The organism is Pedobacter sp. BAL39, from assembly GCF_000170795.1.
Lineage (GTDB): Bacteria > Bacteroidota > Bacteroidia > Sphingobacteriales > Sphingobacteriaceae > Pedobacter.
Genome location: NZ_ABCM01000003.1, coordinates 239,585 through 254,614 on the forward strand (window position 1 = coordinate 239,585; position 15,030 = coordinate 254,614).

At 40.8% G+C, this 15,030-nt stretch carries 18 protein-coding genes; 9 read left to right on the top strand and 9 right to left on the bottom strand.

All coding sequences use genetic code 11. The features are described from left to right. Positions 1–18 precede the first annotated feature (18 nt). The 6 genes from PBAL39_RS05500 to PBAL39_RS05520 form a co-directional block, all read right to left on the bottom strand. Entirely contained in the window at positions 19–474 is a 456-nt protein-coding gene (locus tag PBAL39_RS05500; protein ID WP_050784313.1) for a DUF2147 domain-containing protein, read from the bottom strand. Continuing rightward, the gene (locus PBAL39_RS05505; RefSeq protein ID WP_008239169.1) at positions 471–1,451 is read right to left on the bottom strand and encodes an NAD(P)H-binding protein; all 981 of its coding nucleotides are present in this window, start codon (positions 1,449–1,451) and stop codon (positions 471–473) included. Before PBAL39_RS05505 ends, PBAL39_RS05500 begins: the two co-directional genes overlap by 4 nt. 247 nt (positions 1,452–1,698) lie before the next feature. Continuing rightward, positions 1,699–1,842 (bottom strand): hypothetical protein, encoded by a 144-nt coding sequence (locus PBAL39_RS25240; protein ID WP_008239170.1) that lies wholly within the window; start codon positions 1,840–1,842, stop codon positions 1,699–1,701. 154 nt (positions 1,843–1,996) lie between these two features. Continuing rightward, positions 1,997–2,437 carry a nuclear transport factor 2 family protein gene (locus tag PBAL39_RS05510; protein WP_008239172.1) on the bottom strand — a complete coding sequence of 147 codons (441 nt, stop codon included), beginning with the start codon at positions 2,435–2,437 and terminating at the stop codon, positions 1,997–1,999. After that, positions 2,430–3,455, bottom strand: a complete 1,026-nt coding sequence (locus tag PBAL39_RS05515; RefSeq protein ID WP_008239173.1) for an amidohydrolase family protein — start codon at positions 3,453–3,455, stop codon at positions 2,430–2,432. The genes PBAL39_RS05510 and PBAL39_RS05515 overlap by 8 nt, the downstream gene beginning before the upstream one ends. 34 nt (positions 3,456–3,489) lie before the next feature. Beyond that, positions 3,490–4,191 (bottom strand): dienelactone hydrolase family protein, encoded by a 702-nt coding sequence (locus tag PBAL39_RS05520; RefSeq protein ID WP_008239174.1) that lies wholly within the window; start codon positions 4,189–4,191, stop codon positions 3,490–3,492. 78 nt (positions 4,192–4,269) lie between these two features. Here PBAL39_RS05520 and PBAL39_RS05525 point away from each other — a divergent pair, with 78 nt between their 5' ends. From PBAL39_RS05525 to PBAL39_RS05535, 3 genes are all read left to right on the top strand, one after another. After that, positions 4,270–4,875, top strand: coding sequence for a TetR/AcrR family transcriptional regulator (locus PBAL39_RS05525; protein WP_008239177.1), 606 nt, complete (start codon positions 4,270–4,272; stop codon positions 4,873–4,875). 60 nt (positions 4,876–4,935) lie between these two features. Then, a complete protein-coding gene (locus tag PBAL39_RS05530; protein WP_039866114.1) occupies positions 4,936–5,775 on the top strand; it encodes a hypothetical protein in 840 nt (279 codons plus the stop codon). Positions 5,776–5,887: 112 nt separating this feature from the next. Then, positions 5,888–6,400, top strand: a complete 513-nt coding sequence (locus PBAL39_RS05535; RefSeq protein ID WP_008239181.1) for a ClbS/DfsB family four-helix bundle protein — start codon at positions 5,888–5,890, stop codon at positions 6,398–6,400. A gap of 11 nt (positions 6,401–6,411) precedes the next feature. Here the strand turns inward: PBAL39_RS05535 and PBAL39_RS05540 are convergent, their stop codons facing one another. Continuing rightward, the gene (locus tag PBAL39_RS05540) at positions 6,412–6,861 is read right to left on the bottom strand and encodes a GNAT family N-acetyltransferase (protein WP_039866116.1); all 450 of its coding nucleotides are present in this window, start codon (positions 6,859–6,861) and stop codon (positions 6,412–6,414) included. Between the two features lie 282 nt (positions 6,862–7,143). Here PBAL39_RS05540 and PBAL39_RS05545 point away from each other — a divergent pair, with 282 nt between their 5' ends. From PBAL39_RS05545 to PBAL39_RS05555, 3 genes are all read left to right on the top strand, one after another. Further along, on the top strand, positions 7,144–7,434 hold the full coding sequence (locus PBAL39_RS05545; RefSeq protein WP_157273911.1) for a hypothetical protein: 291 nt from the start codon (positions 7,144–7,146) through the stop codon (positions 7,432–7,434). 280 nt (positions 7,435–7,714) lie between these two features. Beyond that, positions 7,715–8,317, top strand: coding sequence for a CbrC family protein (locus PBAL39_RS05550; protein WP_008239187.1), 603 nt, complete (start codon positions 7,715–7,717; stop codon positions 8,315–8,317). Between the two features lie 113 nt (positions 8,318–8,430). Next, on the top strand, positions 8,431–8,994 hold the full coding sequence (locus tag PBAL39_RS05555; protein ID WP_008239190.1) for a hypothetical protein: 564 nt from the start codon (positions 8,431–8,433) through the stop codon (positions 8,992–8,994). Here the strand turns inward: PBAL39_RS05555 and PBAL39_RS05560 are convergent, their stop codons facing one another. Together PBAL39_RS05560 and PBAL39_RS05565 are read right to left on the bottom strand one after the other, a co-directional pair. Next, entirely contained in the window at positions 8,995–10,188 is a 1,194-nt protein-coding gene (locus PBAL39_RS05560) for an MFS transporter (protein ID WP_050784314.1), read from the bottom strand. It lies immediately after the preceding gene. Positions 10,189–10,278: 90 nt separating this feature from the next. Further along, complete coding sequence (locus tag PBAL39_RS05565) at positions 10,279–11,235, bottom strand: AraC family transcriptional regulator (protein WP_008239193.1); 957 nt, start codon at positions 11,233–11,235, stop codon at positions 10,279–10,281. A 313-nt stretch (positions 11,236–11,548) separates the two neighbouring features. Between PBAL39_RS05565 and PBAL39_RS05570 the strand changes: the two genes are divergently transcribed. The 3 genes from PBAL39_RS05570 to PBAL39_RS05580 all read left to right on the top strand — a co-directional run bounded on the left by PBAL39_RS05570 (position 11,549) and on the right by PBAL39_RS05580 (position 14,590). Beyond that, the gene (locus PBAL39_RS05570; RefSeq protein WP_008239196.1) at positions 11,549–12,460 is read left to right on the top strand and encodes an AraC family transcriptional regulator; all 912 of its coding nucleotides are present in this window, start codon (positions 11,549–11,551) and stop codon (positions 12,458–12,460) included. A gap of 204 nt (positions 12,461–12,664) precedes the next feature. Further along, on the top strand, positions 12,665–14,002 hold the full coding sequence (locus PBAL39_RS05575; RefSeq protein ID WP_008239198.1) for an MFS transporter: 1,338 nt from the start codon (positions 12,665–12,667) through the stop codon (positions 14,000–14,002). Between the two features lie 228 nt (positions 14,003–14,230). Then, positions 14,231–14,590, top strand: a complete 360-nt coding sequence (locus PBAL39_RS05580; protein ID WP_008239200.1) for a hypothetical protein — start codon at positions 14,231–14,233, stop codon at positions 14,588–14,590. Positions 14,591–15,030: the final 440 nt, after the last annotated feature.

Below are 15,030 nucleotides of genomic sequence, written 5' to 3' on the forward strand. Positions count from 1 at the left end.
CAAGATCTAAATATAAGATTATTCCACATCAACTTTTTCCAAAGTGAGTCCGGGATTTAATCCGAAAAAAGAAAGTCCCCAGAAGCCTTTGATATTGAGGTTGCCGTTTTTGGTAATGGTAAGATAAGAATCATAGGTATTCCCTTTTGCCCCATCATAATCATAAAGCTTTCCCTTCCAGCTGTTCTTTTTATTGTCAAATGTAATTTCTGTCAACAAAAGAATTCCTACCAACGGCATTTTCCGTTTTTCTTTGTCAGGATTATTAACGTCTAAAATGGGTTTTCCATGATTATCGACTGAATGTTTTAAATAGGTCAGTTTGCCCAAATATTTTTTACCACTTTTGAATATCTGCACATTGCCCTCTTTTACAGGACTATACCATACACCTACAATATCATCGGGTTTTGATTGTGAAAATAACATTGTATAAAAATTTAAAAGTAAAATTGTTAGAAATAGATTTTTCATTGCTCATTGTATTTTTGGGTGAATTCTTTCGCAAAATCATTCATTTTTATTTTGCCCAAAATGGATGGTCTGTTTTTGAAGTAATCCTCAAACAGACTACCATTATGCATTGCCGCATTCATCTCAGTAAATTCGTTGGCGATTTTTTCTGATGCCCCTATTTTTTTAAACGCATCGCTCATTTGCTTGTCACTGATAAGCACCCATTTTAAGTATGGCTTTCCGATAGCGTTGCCCAAAATAAATGCTATTTCCTGGCATGTGAGTTCTTCACTGGCGACATACCGTACTATCTTTCCTTCTTGTTGGCTGACAAGTTCCTCTGCAATGGCACATGCTATATCTACAGGCGATACCCAGGCGATTTTGTCAGTTGCTCCATAATTTGACAATATAATTCCAGAATATCCTTTTAACAGACCTTTGAAACCGTAATGCTTAAGGTAGAGTAATTTCCCGATAATACTTTCTAAAAATCCTTTGCCCTTGATCATATCCATAAAGGCATACAAATTATAATTGAAAGATCCCGGACGAAGGTGGGTAACGGCTACCTCCGGAGGAAGTTGTTTAAAAACACTTTCTGCAATATGGTGGAAAATCAAAACCCCTGCCCCAGCAGGCTTTTCGGCACCGACACTGCTCAGATGTACTACCTTTTTTATGCCCGCATTTTGAATTGCCTGAATATAATTCGTACTGATATCCAATGCTTGTTTCTGATAATCAAGAGTTTGATTCCCGAAAAAGTTAAAGGGTGGGATCATACAGTAGGCAGCATCATGTCCTTGGAATGTTTTGGTCAGAAAACTGCGGTCCTCTATTTCGCCGATAGCAGCCCGTGCTCCTAACTGCTCTATTTCTGCTTTGCGTGCGACCGAACTGCTGATTACGGTAACTTGATGTCCTTGTTCAATTAGTTGCACGACAAGTGGCCTGCTGATATTTCCTAATGAACCTGTTACAACTATTTTCATATTGATATTTCATTTAACTATTTCACAAAGTTCAGTCAATCGATTTCCTCATACGTGTCCGAATCCACTTTTTTTGTGTTCAAAAACTCTAATAGGAGATTTCGCCAGGAATGATCCATTCGTTTCGGAATTTGAAGTTAGTGTGTTTGTGTGCGTCATCAGGTGTTATATTTTCTTAAGGAGTTCCATAAAATCAATTTCGAGTATGTGATCTATTTTATAGAGACGCTTAAAAGTAAGTTCCGATTTAGAAAGCCACTGAAGCTTTAATTACCAGTAGTGGGAATGATAATATATGTGTGAGGTTGATAGAAATTCCAACAAAGATCAGTCCTGTCAAAGTTGCTGCTGCCGCTGCTGTGGCTAAATAAAAGTCATTCCATTCTTTCATATTGTGTGTTTATTGCTTTAATTATAAAATCTGTGTAGTGGACAACTACTCATAAAATGTCGACTTACAATTTCTTTATAGATGTAAAAAGTCCTTTCTAATGGAAATAGTAACTGCACATGATTTCGTGTGCAGTTACTAGCTGCCGGGTTCACTAAGAGTTATTTCCAGTATGGGATATGTCGAGAAATTTGCAGTGGCGTGCCTCAAATAGCCACCTTCCGCCTTCGAAAACAAGGTGATCGTCATATATTGCCGTGCTTTGATATGAAGATCCGTCGTGATTGGCTGCGTTTTCCGATAAAATCCAGCGTGCAGTTGCCTGATCTCCCGAGATCGTAATGATACCTGAATGAAGCTTCTGACAAAAAAAACGTTTTCCTGTTGCCAGCTTAAGGAATAGCTTTGCAATATTGTGATGACCTCTACTTTCGATATTAAGAGGTTCGGCTAAGGTCCAGGTGCCAGCTTCTATCCACAATGCTTCAAAATATTGCGCATTCCCAGACATACAGATGTCGGCAAAGGAATTCGCCAGCGCACGGATTTGATGCTCATCTTCTAATGCTTTCAGCCGTTCTTCTGTGCTAGTCATAGCTTGCTGAACCTCCTGTCTCAGTAGCTGTGTTACGCCAAATGCCACTAACAAGCCGCTCCCAATTTCCATGTGCTATAGCTTGCTGCTCAGCTTGAGATATTGAGGCTTGTTCTAAAAATGTACGAGCGCCCTTTTCGCCGCAGCTCTGGTAAGGCCAATCCTGGGAAAACATCATTCGTTCGACTCCAACAATCTCGATGGTTCGGGAAAAGTAGTGCTGACTGAAAATACCGCTTGGGGTGTAGTAGACGTTTTGTTTGAAGTAGTCAGCGATGGGCCGTTCCAGTTTGAGGCCCGCATGGTTTAGTTGTGCAATGCGATCCAGATAGAATAGGACTACTTCCCCCCAATGACCTACAATTACTTGAAGTTTGGGGTAACGGTCAAATACTCCCGTAAGTACCATACGCAGGAGCTGTATGCCAGTCTCGTAATGCCAGCCAATGGCACCCATGGAAAGCATGATATCGGCAATCTGACCTATACCAGAATAATAAGCATCGCGTACTCCCGATGGAGGGAGCTGGGGATGGATATAAAGCGGTACGTGTAGTGCCTCTGCAGCCTCATAGATTGGATTAAAATCACGATGATCCATATTACGCTCATGGACACGTCCATTTAAAAGCGCACCTTTGAGTCCAAGATCCTGCACAGCACGTTGTAACTCTTTTGCAGCTTCAATTGGTGAGGGAACAGGAAGGGTAGCAAACCCATCGAAGCGGTCTGGACGGTTTGCAATTACGCCAGTGAGGATATCGTTAAAATCTCTCGCAACTGCTATTGAATCTGCTGGTTTAAAATTCTGAACGCCAGGTGAGGGCAGGGACAACACCTGAACGTCAATGCCGGCATCATTCATTGCCTGAATGCGAATATCTTCCAGATCTTCCAATTGTCTTGCATATTGATCACCATTCATCGAGACTGTAAAGTCTTGTATGATAACAGTTGCCTCCCAGGCTTGGCGCACCTGGGGAGGTACAAAATGTTCTTCTAAAGCTATTATTTTCATTGTTCCTTTTTAGATAAGTTTGTTTTTGCGTACCTCAACCAATGTGCTCCGCTAAAAATTGAGCGGTACGTTCGTCTGCTAATTTTGCCGTGGCTTCCGATCTGCGTTTGCCCAGAGCACATGCGAATCCATGATGTTGTCCTGGATAGTCGTAGATTGTAATTTGCTCGTTGCCATCGAATGCAGCATGAATCTGGTCTTGGATTTCCTTGCCAACGTGTTCATCAAACTCAGGCATATGTAACATGAGTGGGTTTCTGATGGCATCTTTCTCATTCAACATGCGCTCTATTTGTACACCATAATAGGAAACTGCTGCATCGATATCCGTACGGGCTGAAGCAAATGCGGCCATTCGCCCACCAAGACAATATCCGATCAGGCCAATTTTCGCCTTACTGCCAACAATCTCACGGGCTTTGTTAATTGTGGTCTGAACATCATGTACCCCCTTATCTGTATTGAAGCGAATCACCACATCCACAGAACGTTTCATGGTTGAGGTTATGTCAGGATCTAATTCCATGCCTGGATCCAGACGCCAGAAAAGATCGGGTGCAATAGCCAAATAACCGCTCTGGGCTAAAAGATCGCAGCGCCAGCGAATGTCAGTATCTACCCCGAAAATTTCCTGGATAACGATAATCGCGCCCCGAGGTCTACCATCGGGCTCGGCTACATAGACGTTGAACTTGCCTACGCCATCGTAGGATTGTATCTTTGTTGTAAAACTCATAATTAAATTGTTAAACCGTACCACATGGTACGGTTTAACAAACGTACTATATAGTACGGTGGAAAACAAATAAAAAATATGTCAAAAGAATTGCAACAAGAAGCCCGTCGTAAAATGATCATAGAAATAGCTGGAAAACAATTCCTTGACTATGGTTATGGTGCTACTACGATGTCTGCAATTGCTTCAGCTTACGGTGGCTCAAAAGAAACCTTATGGCGCTACTTCCCTAATAAAGAAGTTCTTTTTGCAGCATATATCGAGCATGCTACGGCATCTTTTCGCGGAAAATTAGCACCACACTTAAAATCGGACAAACCTTTAGAGCAATCTCTTAGAGACTTTGCGAAGCACTATATTGATGAAATTTGCTCGAGAGAATCGATTGATTTGCATCGGCTTGCTGTTGGTGAGAGTGCGCGTTTCCCTGAAGTGGGAAGGTTGTTTTATGAGCGCGCCCCTAAAGCTACTGAAGAGTTACTTGAAGAGTTTTTAGCGACACAAATGAGCGTTGGGAAATTACCTTCGGCTGATGCAGGCAGAGCTGCCAGAACACTTGTTCAATTCTGTATGATGGCACGATATCCAGTAATTTTTGGTATTGATAAAGCTTCAAGTATTGATTCAACTGAATTGGCGCGCTTGAGCGTGATGGACTTCATGACCATTTATGGACAAGCTTAAAAGTAGCTGCAACGTGAGAAAAATATTATTGCCATGTGCTATGGTTACCTTAGTAAAATTATGACCAGTATTAATTTCCACAGTAAGCTTATCATCAGTTTATGCTTGATTATGCTGTCATCTTGTAAGGATGAAAAAGTATATAAAGCCGAGCTTTTTAATATAACGGTTAATTTAAATGATCTTCCAGCTGGTCAGAAACCGATATTTTCACAGCGGCATATCAAAAGCGGGAAACAAAAGTGGATAGGAGGGCTATTCGGATCTAAGCAGTTCGTAGCGTGGAATGAAGTGCTATACAAGGATTCCGTTATCCGGATAAATCCGCAAGTGGCACCTCCCAATGATTCCCAATCATCAGCCTATCCTGCTCAGGAGCGTTCCCAATATAACTTCGACGATGTCACCTATCTAAATCCAGCAAAGACAAGTTTTATTGCGCGCATTTCCGGTCCATATAATCTAGGAACCAGATTTTATGTGTTCACCGCTCAGCAAACGGGCTTAAAGGTCTATAGTATAGACAGGCCTACGGTGATAGAGGGAGACGGAACATGGGAATACCGTGAAATGTTAAAGATTGGACCTGATTTATTAATGGTAGATAATGACTATATTTTCGACCAAAGAACTGGTAAAGCTTACGAAATAACCCGTCCGGGACAAGACAGGATCCGGGGGGAATTTGCAGCCTTGTCACCAGATAGGCGGACTGTCGTTTTTACAACTAGTCATTTGTTATACCAATACCATTATCCGAGCCGTGAAGTCTATACTGAACCAATAGATGATCAACAACTAACTAAAATTGTTGGTAATAAAACAAAAGAATGGCCATACAATTATTTCAGTTGGACGACCATGAATGGCAAAATTTTTTTGCGTCCAATAATCAAATGATTTTTCTGGTGCTATTTAGAAATAGACAACCCGTAAAAGTTCTTCTCTTCGCAGAGTTATAAACACTAGATGGGTACGATTGTGTAAGTTTGTCTGAGCAATACTTAATTCAATGGGGATACCAGGAACAAAGGAAGCATTATTAGCGGAAATCAACAGGACTTACTTCTTACTGAAATCAGAGTTATCATTGATCACTCCCAATCAGTCGCTGCGCTTAGATCTAGAGGGCCATGGCAAAGGGACGGTGATGAGCGTACATAATTTGGTATCTTACCTGGTTGGCTGGGGGGAGCTGGTCCTGAGATGGTGGGATCTGAGATCTCAGGACATGCCTTGTGATTTTCCTGAGACTGGCTACAAATGGAATGAGTTGGGACGGTTGGCTCAAAAGTTTTATAAGGATTATCAGGTTCTGGATTACGATGTTCTGCTGTTGAAACTTGACGATACTGTCGCTAAGCTTTTGCATCTGGTCGAAGCTCTAGACGATCATGAGTTGTATGGAAGGCCATTTCTGGACAAATGGACGATAGGCAGGTTGATACAATTCAATAGTTCTTCTCCATACAAGAATGCCCGGATAAGGTTAAGAAAATGGAAACGCGGAGCGAGTAACGAGTAATTTCTATTTAGTCAAACTTCGATCTGATAAATCCGGGATTCCTCCTCCCATGGATGATAACCTTGTCCGATATAAGTAAAGCCAAATTTTTCATAAAACCCGATATGATCGGTACATAAATTCAAGTGCTTAAACCCGGCTGTCTTGGTATCTTGTTTCGCTTGTTCAATGAGTGATAAGCTGTAACCATTTCCCCGATGTTTCTCATCTATAAAGATTGCGCATATCCAGGGATACAAATCCATTCTGCTGATGAAATCATTGGTGATCAGTCCGGCACATCCGATCAATTCTTCATTCAGTTCAAGGAGGTACCATTGAGGTAGCGCTTGTGTTGCTTCAATACAATGGGTTATACAATCGTCATAGATCACAGGCGAAATTTCCGGCCAGCAATCTTGTATGTATTTGATGGCCCGGTCTTTATATTCCGGATGCGCTCTGACTGAAATGATTTTCATGAAAATTGATACATTGTCTATCGGCAAGATATCAATTTTAATGGTATCAACCGGAATCACTTGTCTTTTTGTGATGTGCCATTCTGGTTAAGGTATGTGAAATTACAAACCAAAATTCATCTGTATTTGTCCGGTTGCTGTTAACTGGGATCTTCTAAGACGGCATGGTCGGCATGTTAATTGTAGAAATTGGGTTATGGATAATCCTTATGTATTTGGGGATTTCTAAACAAACATTCCCAAACAAAACAGTAATATATGTACGTAAGGCTATCTAAGATAATGACTAAGGAATATTTTAAAAAAATATTGAATGAAGCTTTGGTACAGGTTCAGTATGAAATTGAGGCAAACCCCGAAATTAAACTGAATGAAAGTATATATATGCAATTGATGGATATAAAAAAACGAGTTGTCGAACAACAGATCGTGTGCTCAGACGAAGAGGCATATAAAACGTATTCATTGGGAGTTCTTGCGATCCGTAATTTTGTTGGAGAAGACGGGAATGATTATCCGAAAAAGCTCAGTGATATTGCATGGGGTATTTCTTATTACCCATTAATGGTATAATATCTGATCAACCTGCATCAAGATTCGGTATTGATTTTGCCTGTAACACTTTCTGGGGAGGATGTTTACAGGTGTTTGTGGCTATGGACATACAGTACTTCTAGGATATAACAAGGCCTGCTACGCTTGTTTTGGGTGATGGGCATTGGTGGATCAGATTAGATGACGGAACAAATCTTACTGAAGAATGTGAATGAATTCCTGCCCCCAAATATATCGTATGGCGGCATGTTTGGTTGTGTTAAATTTATGTTAAGTGTAATTAAAAGATCAGATAATTATGAAATTTAAATATTTTGAAAGTCCGGAACTTTATGTCGGGTGTAGGGAAACAGAAGTTACTTGTGATATTTGCAGGCAGCGTAAAATTTGTTTTAACGGAGAATCGTTTTTTGGTACTCAGAAATTAAGGTCTATTTGTCCGGAATGTTTAGGCAGTGGAAAGTTAAATGACCTGGATTCATTTACTTGTGATGGTGACCTCAAAAATTTAAAGGGACAATTGCGGGAGCTACATCCCAATTTGACAGATGAGGAAATTCATCAGATTGCCGGACAAAAAAGCTTTGAATTGGAGAAGACAACCCCGCATTTAATTACATGGCAAGATTGGAGCTGGCCTTGTGCGGATGGTGACTATTGTAAATTTATAGGTTATGGTTCCAAACCCTTATATAAGAGCTTAGCAAAGGATATTACAGTAGAAGAATTCTTTAAAAACTCTTTCTATGAGCCAGAGTCCTATTATGATGGTTTATGGACGGATGCTGTGCCGGAGCAATCGATTCAGCACTATGAAGAAAGTAACCAATACAGTACTTTATTTTATGTTTTCAAAAGTCTCCACTCAGACAGCATAATCACGATATGGGATTGTGATTGATGATGAAATATGATCTGCAATTGTAGTCGTGTATCATTTGAACAGCATCTGCAATTCAACATCTCATCTGTAACTTCAGCGTAATAAAAAACCAGTGATCAAACCATAACAAAATGGAAGTAGAACGTAAAATATCGGCAGATGATTATGGTTTTTTCTTACTTTCTCCAACTGTCCTGGAGTTGTTTTTAAAATCTAAAAGTATAAAGAGCAAAAAAATACTCGCGCACTTTAATAAGAGAAAGGAAGATCTTAATGAAGCGATACAGGAGGGAATATTGATACCAGTTAACCAGATTCCCGCCTACACTTACTCAATTTTTGTCAGTACGGAGGTTGCTCTAGATAGTCTTAATGATAGATGGGAGCTGGTTTTACAAGAGGGTGAATTTAATTTGAAGATTGATAACAGCAATTCATTATGGTTCATTTCTCTTGTGCAGTTCCATAATTGGAACCCCGGGAATTTCTGCACTACAGCAGATTATACCGGATACCTTACTGAGTCTGGGGCAGAGGGGAAAGAAGAATTTGAATATACGGGACAGAAATATAGGCTTGACGCGGGTAATTATTTGGTTGCTGTAACGGGATTGAAAAGGAAGGTTCTTGAATACGAGGATGAACAGAATTATGGCTACTTTATCGGTTTAATTGCGTTATCTTATTTTTTATGATCACTTCTCTTTGCTGAAAACAAATATCGAGCAAACTGCAGCGACCAGAATGCCAATGCCGAATAGCTGGAATGCCCTGTCCAGACCGATATTAACGATCAGGCTTAGCACGAGGCTTCCAAGGCCGTATCCTGAGAAGAGGAAAAAAGCGAAAAGTCCCGTAGCAGCGCCTTTTTTGGAACTGAATGTGGTGACAATAGCTGCAAACAAGGGGTGGGATAGATCAAATCCCAAGGAAAGCAAGGCCACCAGTACGCAGGAAATGGCAAGGCTCAAACTCTGGCTTAACAGTAGTACGGTAACTGCACTCAGGAATAGCCCTAAGGGGATGATCTTGTTTCTTCCGTACCGGTCTGCGAGCCTGCCCAACAATGGGCCAAACAATAGCCCGGGAATACCATAACCTAACAAAGCAAGGCCGATATGAAGCTGGTTCAACCCGTAATTTTTATAGAAGAAATAACCCAGCCAGGCAAAAATGCCGCTATGGAACATGCCGTTGAACAATACATAGAAATAGGTGCGTCTTGCCCTTCCTGTTGATAATATCTTATGAAAAGACACCAGAATTTTCTCCTTTGTTTCTGTCATTGTTTGTGTTTTTCCAAAGATGTTTTTTTGCTGTATCAAGATCAGGGTAAATACGACTATCCCAATAATGGCGACCCCTATAAAAAGCCAGTGCCAGCCTATGAGCGCGGTAATTAGTGAACCGGTGCTAGCCCCGAAGGCGGTACCACCTGCCATGCTTCCAAAGAAGATCCCCAGGGCGTGACCCCGCTTCTCGTAAGGATAGGTATCACTGATCCAGCTAATTGTTGTAGGGGCAATACCTGCAGCACCAATGCCTGTCAATAATCTTAAAAAAATCATTTGATTGATTCCGTCTACAAAAGCCGTCAACAGTGTAAATAACGAAAACATAATGAGGCAAAAAGCTACAATCCGGAAGCGGCCAATGCGGTCACTAAGCGGTGCATACACCAATGTGAACAATCCATACCCGAGCAAATAAGCAGGCTCGATAAAACTAACATGCCGGACCGTGGTACCAAACTGTTCGGAAAACGTAGGAAGCAGTGGTGCGACCATGAAGCCCTGGAACATGACAATGAAAGTCGCCAGTGATAACATATAGACTGGGAGCATTGATGATGGTGTAGCTGTTCCCCCGTTTTTATTTAATCCGTTCATTCTTTTGTTTTTTATAGGGAACAAATGTCGGGAAGGTGAAAAGAGTACGGCTTACACCTATTCGGGTAATGATTGGACTTTTTATCGATTTCAGCTGTCGAGGGGCCGCCGCATGAGTTGGAGTGCATCGTCACGGTAGGCTGTGGGTGTTATGCCGGTCATTTTCTTGAAAAACCGGTTGAAATAAGCGGCTTCGTTGAATTGCAGCAGGTCGGCTATTTCAGACACCTGCAGATCCGTATGTGTCAACAAGCTTTTTGCTTCCAGTAATATCTGTTCACTGATATGGTATAAAGCGGTGTGCCCTGTATATTTTTTGACCAGGAAGTTCAAATGACTGGGTGTCAGGTTCAGTTCATCTGCAATGTTTCTGACGGTTGGCTTTCCTTTCCATTTTACCTGGGCATCGATAGCATAGGTATTCAAAACTTTCCTGAACCTGATCATAAGGGAGGCCTGCCTTAACTGAAAATCTGTTTTTGCTTCTTTATCTTTATAGTACTGGCGACGGACATGAATAAGCAGCATCTTTAACAAAGATTGTATCATTTCAAAGTTATCGGTATGAACCGATTTCATTTCACTGAGCAGCGTTTCGGCTAGATGTCCTATCGTATCCATATCATCCTGCGATAGTCTCAAAATTGAATTGGCCCCGTTCATGAAAAAGGGAAAGTCTTTTTCAAACGTGGGTTTCAGGGGATCTATTCCCACAAAGTTCGGTGTAAAACAAATAAGGTAACCATATATGGTTTCCACACGTTGCCAGCTTTCTATTTTTCCCGGATAAGCAAAATAGATACTGTTTGAGGATGTACTAACGGTTTCGTCGGGCAGCAGGAACCTAAGTCCTGGTGTTTTACAGATGACGAGCCGGAAAAAATTTCCACGGAAGAGTGGCATGTACAACAACTTACCTTTTGCCTGATCTTCCATCCGCATAATGGTGAAAAAATTATTCTCCGCCTTCCCGATCCTGAAAGTATCGAAAAAGTCGCTGATTTTATCAAGCCAGGGAATATAAACTTGTGTGTTTTTTTTTGCCATGCATTATTGAAAATCTAAGCCAAATTTATGCAAAATAACCAAGCATGCGTTCGTGGTTGTCCGAAACACGATGTTCCATAATTCTGTTACTTCATATCAACGACTAATGTAAAAATATACTTTACGTTAAATAATAAGATTAAAATAATATGAACTGGAAAAAAAATTGGTTGGGCTGAAGTAACTGATTCATTCTGAAGTAATCTACGACGACTCAGAGAAGTTTCTTAACCCAGGTAATTTTTCAAAGTCATCAGCACGAATAGCAAATGATCAAAAGTTTATAAATGTTTTAATTTCATAATTTTGCTGAATGAATAAAAAGGAGAGTATAACTGATTTTCATAACCGGCATGGATGGTCGCACCTTAAAAATGGCCAGTTCAATGTATATAACAGAGAAGAATTTTCTTGTGATAGTACATCTTTGCCGCCCAACCGCAGGGATTATTACAAAATATCCATGATCACAAAAGGTACTGGAATATTAAGCTATGCTGATAAAGTGATTAAGATTGATAAGCCATCAATTACCTTTTTTAATCCTTTGATTCCCTATTCGTGGGAGCCGACTTCGACTGATAGAGGTGGCTATTTTTGTCTGTTTACTGAGGATTTCATCAATCAAAGCCTTAAAAGTGAAAGCCTTTCACATTCACCTTTATTTAAGATAGGAGGCAATCATTTGTTTTTTCCTACAAACGAGAGCATTGAGTTGTTGAAGGGTGTTTTTGAAAACATGTTCCTTGAAATCCGTTCGGGATACGCAAATAAATATGAATTATTAAGAGCCTATGTGCAAATCATCATGCATGAAGCAATGAAAATACAACCTGCTGATACCTTTTATCAGCCGGTTAATTCAGCTGAGCGTATCACTACCATGTTCCTGGAACTTTTAGAATTACAGTTTCCTATTGATTCCCCTAATCAAACTTTGAAACTCAAAACAGCTAAAGAATTCGCTTCGCAGCTCAACGTACATACCAATACACTGAACAGGGTTTTGAAAGAAAGCACAGGCAAAACTACTACGGAATGGATCGGCAAAAGAATTGCTAACGAGGCCAAAGCGTTGTTACAGTTCAGTAATTGGGATATTGCAGAAATTGCATATAGCCTGGGCTTTGAATACTCGGCCAATTTTATCATTTTTTTTAAGAAGCAGACAAACATGACTCCTTTACAGTATAGGAAGGCCAGTTGTACACCTATTTCGACATGATCAAAGAAAATACCTAACTATCTCCGGCTTACTTTTGTAAAGTCCGGTTTCATCTCATGGAGTCATTAAGCAGGCGAGGATCGCTTTTTTGTCCAAATGAATATTCTAGGCTTTATGTATAAGGCCTCACCAGGTAAGTAGAGAGGCGACTGCCAAGCCGTAGATTTTCCATCACGTCCCGCCTTACGTCCATTTAATAATCATATGTTTGATTGGCATAATTATAAACCAGCCATAAGATGGAGTTTTGCACGTAAAAATAATGATCTTATGGGAAGTGAAAATTTATGCGAAAAAAATAGTAACGTTGCTCAACCATCAAATGACAATCTCTTTAAGGAGGATCATACTCAACCAACATCACCCGCATGGACGGCGGTTTTCTCGCTAACGATGGGTGTCTTTGGACTACTCACTGCTGAGTACCTGCCCGGCAGTCTGCTGACACCGATGGCTTCAGAATTAGGGCTTTCGGAAGCAGTAGCGGGGCAAACGGTAACAGTGACAGCAATAGCTGCGTTATGTTCCGGATTGTTGCTACCCGGACTGACACGGACTCTAGATAGAAGATCTGTATTGCTCAGTTTCTCTGTTCTGATGATCGCATCTAATCTTTTTGTTGCTTTTTCATCAAGTATAATCGTGCTGCTATTGATGCGTACTTTGCTAGGGATTGCCCTTGGGGGCTTTTGGGCAATGGCAGCAGCAGTAGCAATGCGTCTTGTACCTGTCAAACTTGTTCCCCGCGCTTTATCGATAATTTTTAGTGGCATAGCAGTCGGAACCGTGATTTCTGTGCCTCTGGGGAGCTATTTGGGAGGATTGTTCGGGTGGCGCAGTGCCTTCTATGCAGCCGCGGCGATTGGCATTGTGACGCTGGTTTTTCAGTGGTTCACTTTGCCTAACCTGCCTTCTCAACAGGCGGCTAAATCTTCAACAGTGCTTAAAGTACTGCTGCGTCCGGGTATACTGGTTGGAATGTTAGGATGCGTACTGGCGCATATGGGCCACTATGCGCTCTTTACTTATATCCGCCCTTTCTTAGAGAGCACTATAGGAATTAACGCAGATGGAATAGCGATGATGTTGCTTGGCTTTGGAGCAGCTAACTTTGCCGGTACGCTTCTAGCAGGACGGCTTCTGGAATACAGTCTGCGAGGTACTTTAATACTTATGCCAATTCTGGTTGGAGTTGTAGCCTTGCTCTTGGTATTGTTGCCACCTTCTGTACCTGGACATGCATTGCTAATTGCAGTCTGGGGAATGGCTTTTGGCGGTGTACCAGTTGCATGGTCGACATGGGTGTCCACTGCTGTGCCAGATCAGGCAGAAAGTGCTGGAGGAATGGTTGTCGCATCGGTACAAGGAGCCATCGCAGCGGGGGCTGCTATGGGCGGATTACTATTTAGTTATACCTCCATCTTTGGCGTATTCGTCACAGCAGGCGTCTCCATGATGTTTGCAGGGTTAACTATCGCGCTGTTTGTTAAGGTTAACTCTAGAGGTAAGGATGCAGGGGGAGCGGTTGTATCTCTTCATTAAATTTAGTTGAAACGGCACTAAGCTTTGCTGGTAAAGTTATTTTCAGTTTGAACGCAGAGAATTAGGACTTTAAAAGACCTGTGAATAAGAAAAGAGAATTTTTTAGTGTGTTGGCATGCAATTTCATCTCACACAATAAATATCATTAAGCTTATTTAACTCTAAAGTTGAAAACAATAGAATGGACATTGACTCAAAATTACTAATATTATTAGTAATTTTGAGTCAATGAAAAATGATATGATCCTTTCTGCAGCTCAAGCCGAAGAATTGAACCGGGCTTTTACGAATTTTGTTTTTACAAATCCCCATCTGCGAAATAAAGTAGAACATCATAGTTTATTGATCAGGAGCGAGGGAAGCGGATTATACGTGTTCGTTAATCTGGATATGCTTCCAAAGCCTTACAAACAGAAATTCATCACCGGAAAACTGAATGATTATGCCAATGGGCTGCTAAGTAAACTCAAAGTAATTCTGCTTCGTTTCCTGGAACGGAATCAAATTGACGAGTATGTATTCAGTTTTCATTTCCTGCATAATCATGTCCAAAGCATAAAAACGCTGAGACTGGTGTGTAAAGCTTAGATCTACATCAAGCCATTCTTCGGTTATGATAAAAGGCGAGATCTCGGGCCAGGTGTTTCCGAAGCTGAATGATTCCAATTCTTATTCTGGTTTTCACTGTTCCAATGGGTTGTTGAAGTTGCTTTGCAATGGCCTTATGGCCTCAATTTCGATTTCGGTGTATTCAGAACCTGGAAGTTTAAGAGGTTCTGGGCAATGTCTTCTATCAGGTTAGAATTTTTACTTCATATTTTACACTCTGATTTTTAATTAACTTAACCTTAATGTTAAAAATGTCTTAATATTAGCATCGTTTGAAGACGTCCTGGTCAATAGTGTTGGGTTTTCTGGATAGATTTAGCAGGCGATCCGAAAATAATTGATTGACAGTATCTTATTAAATAATGTTAGTTAATACTTTATATCTCAATTTATTTTTTTTGGGTGCTTTTTTTTGATAT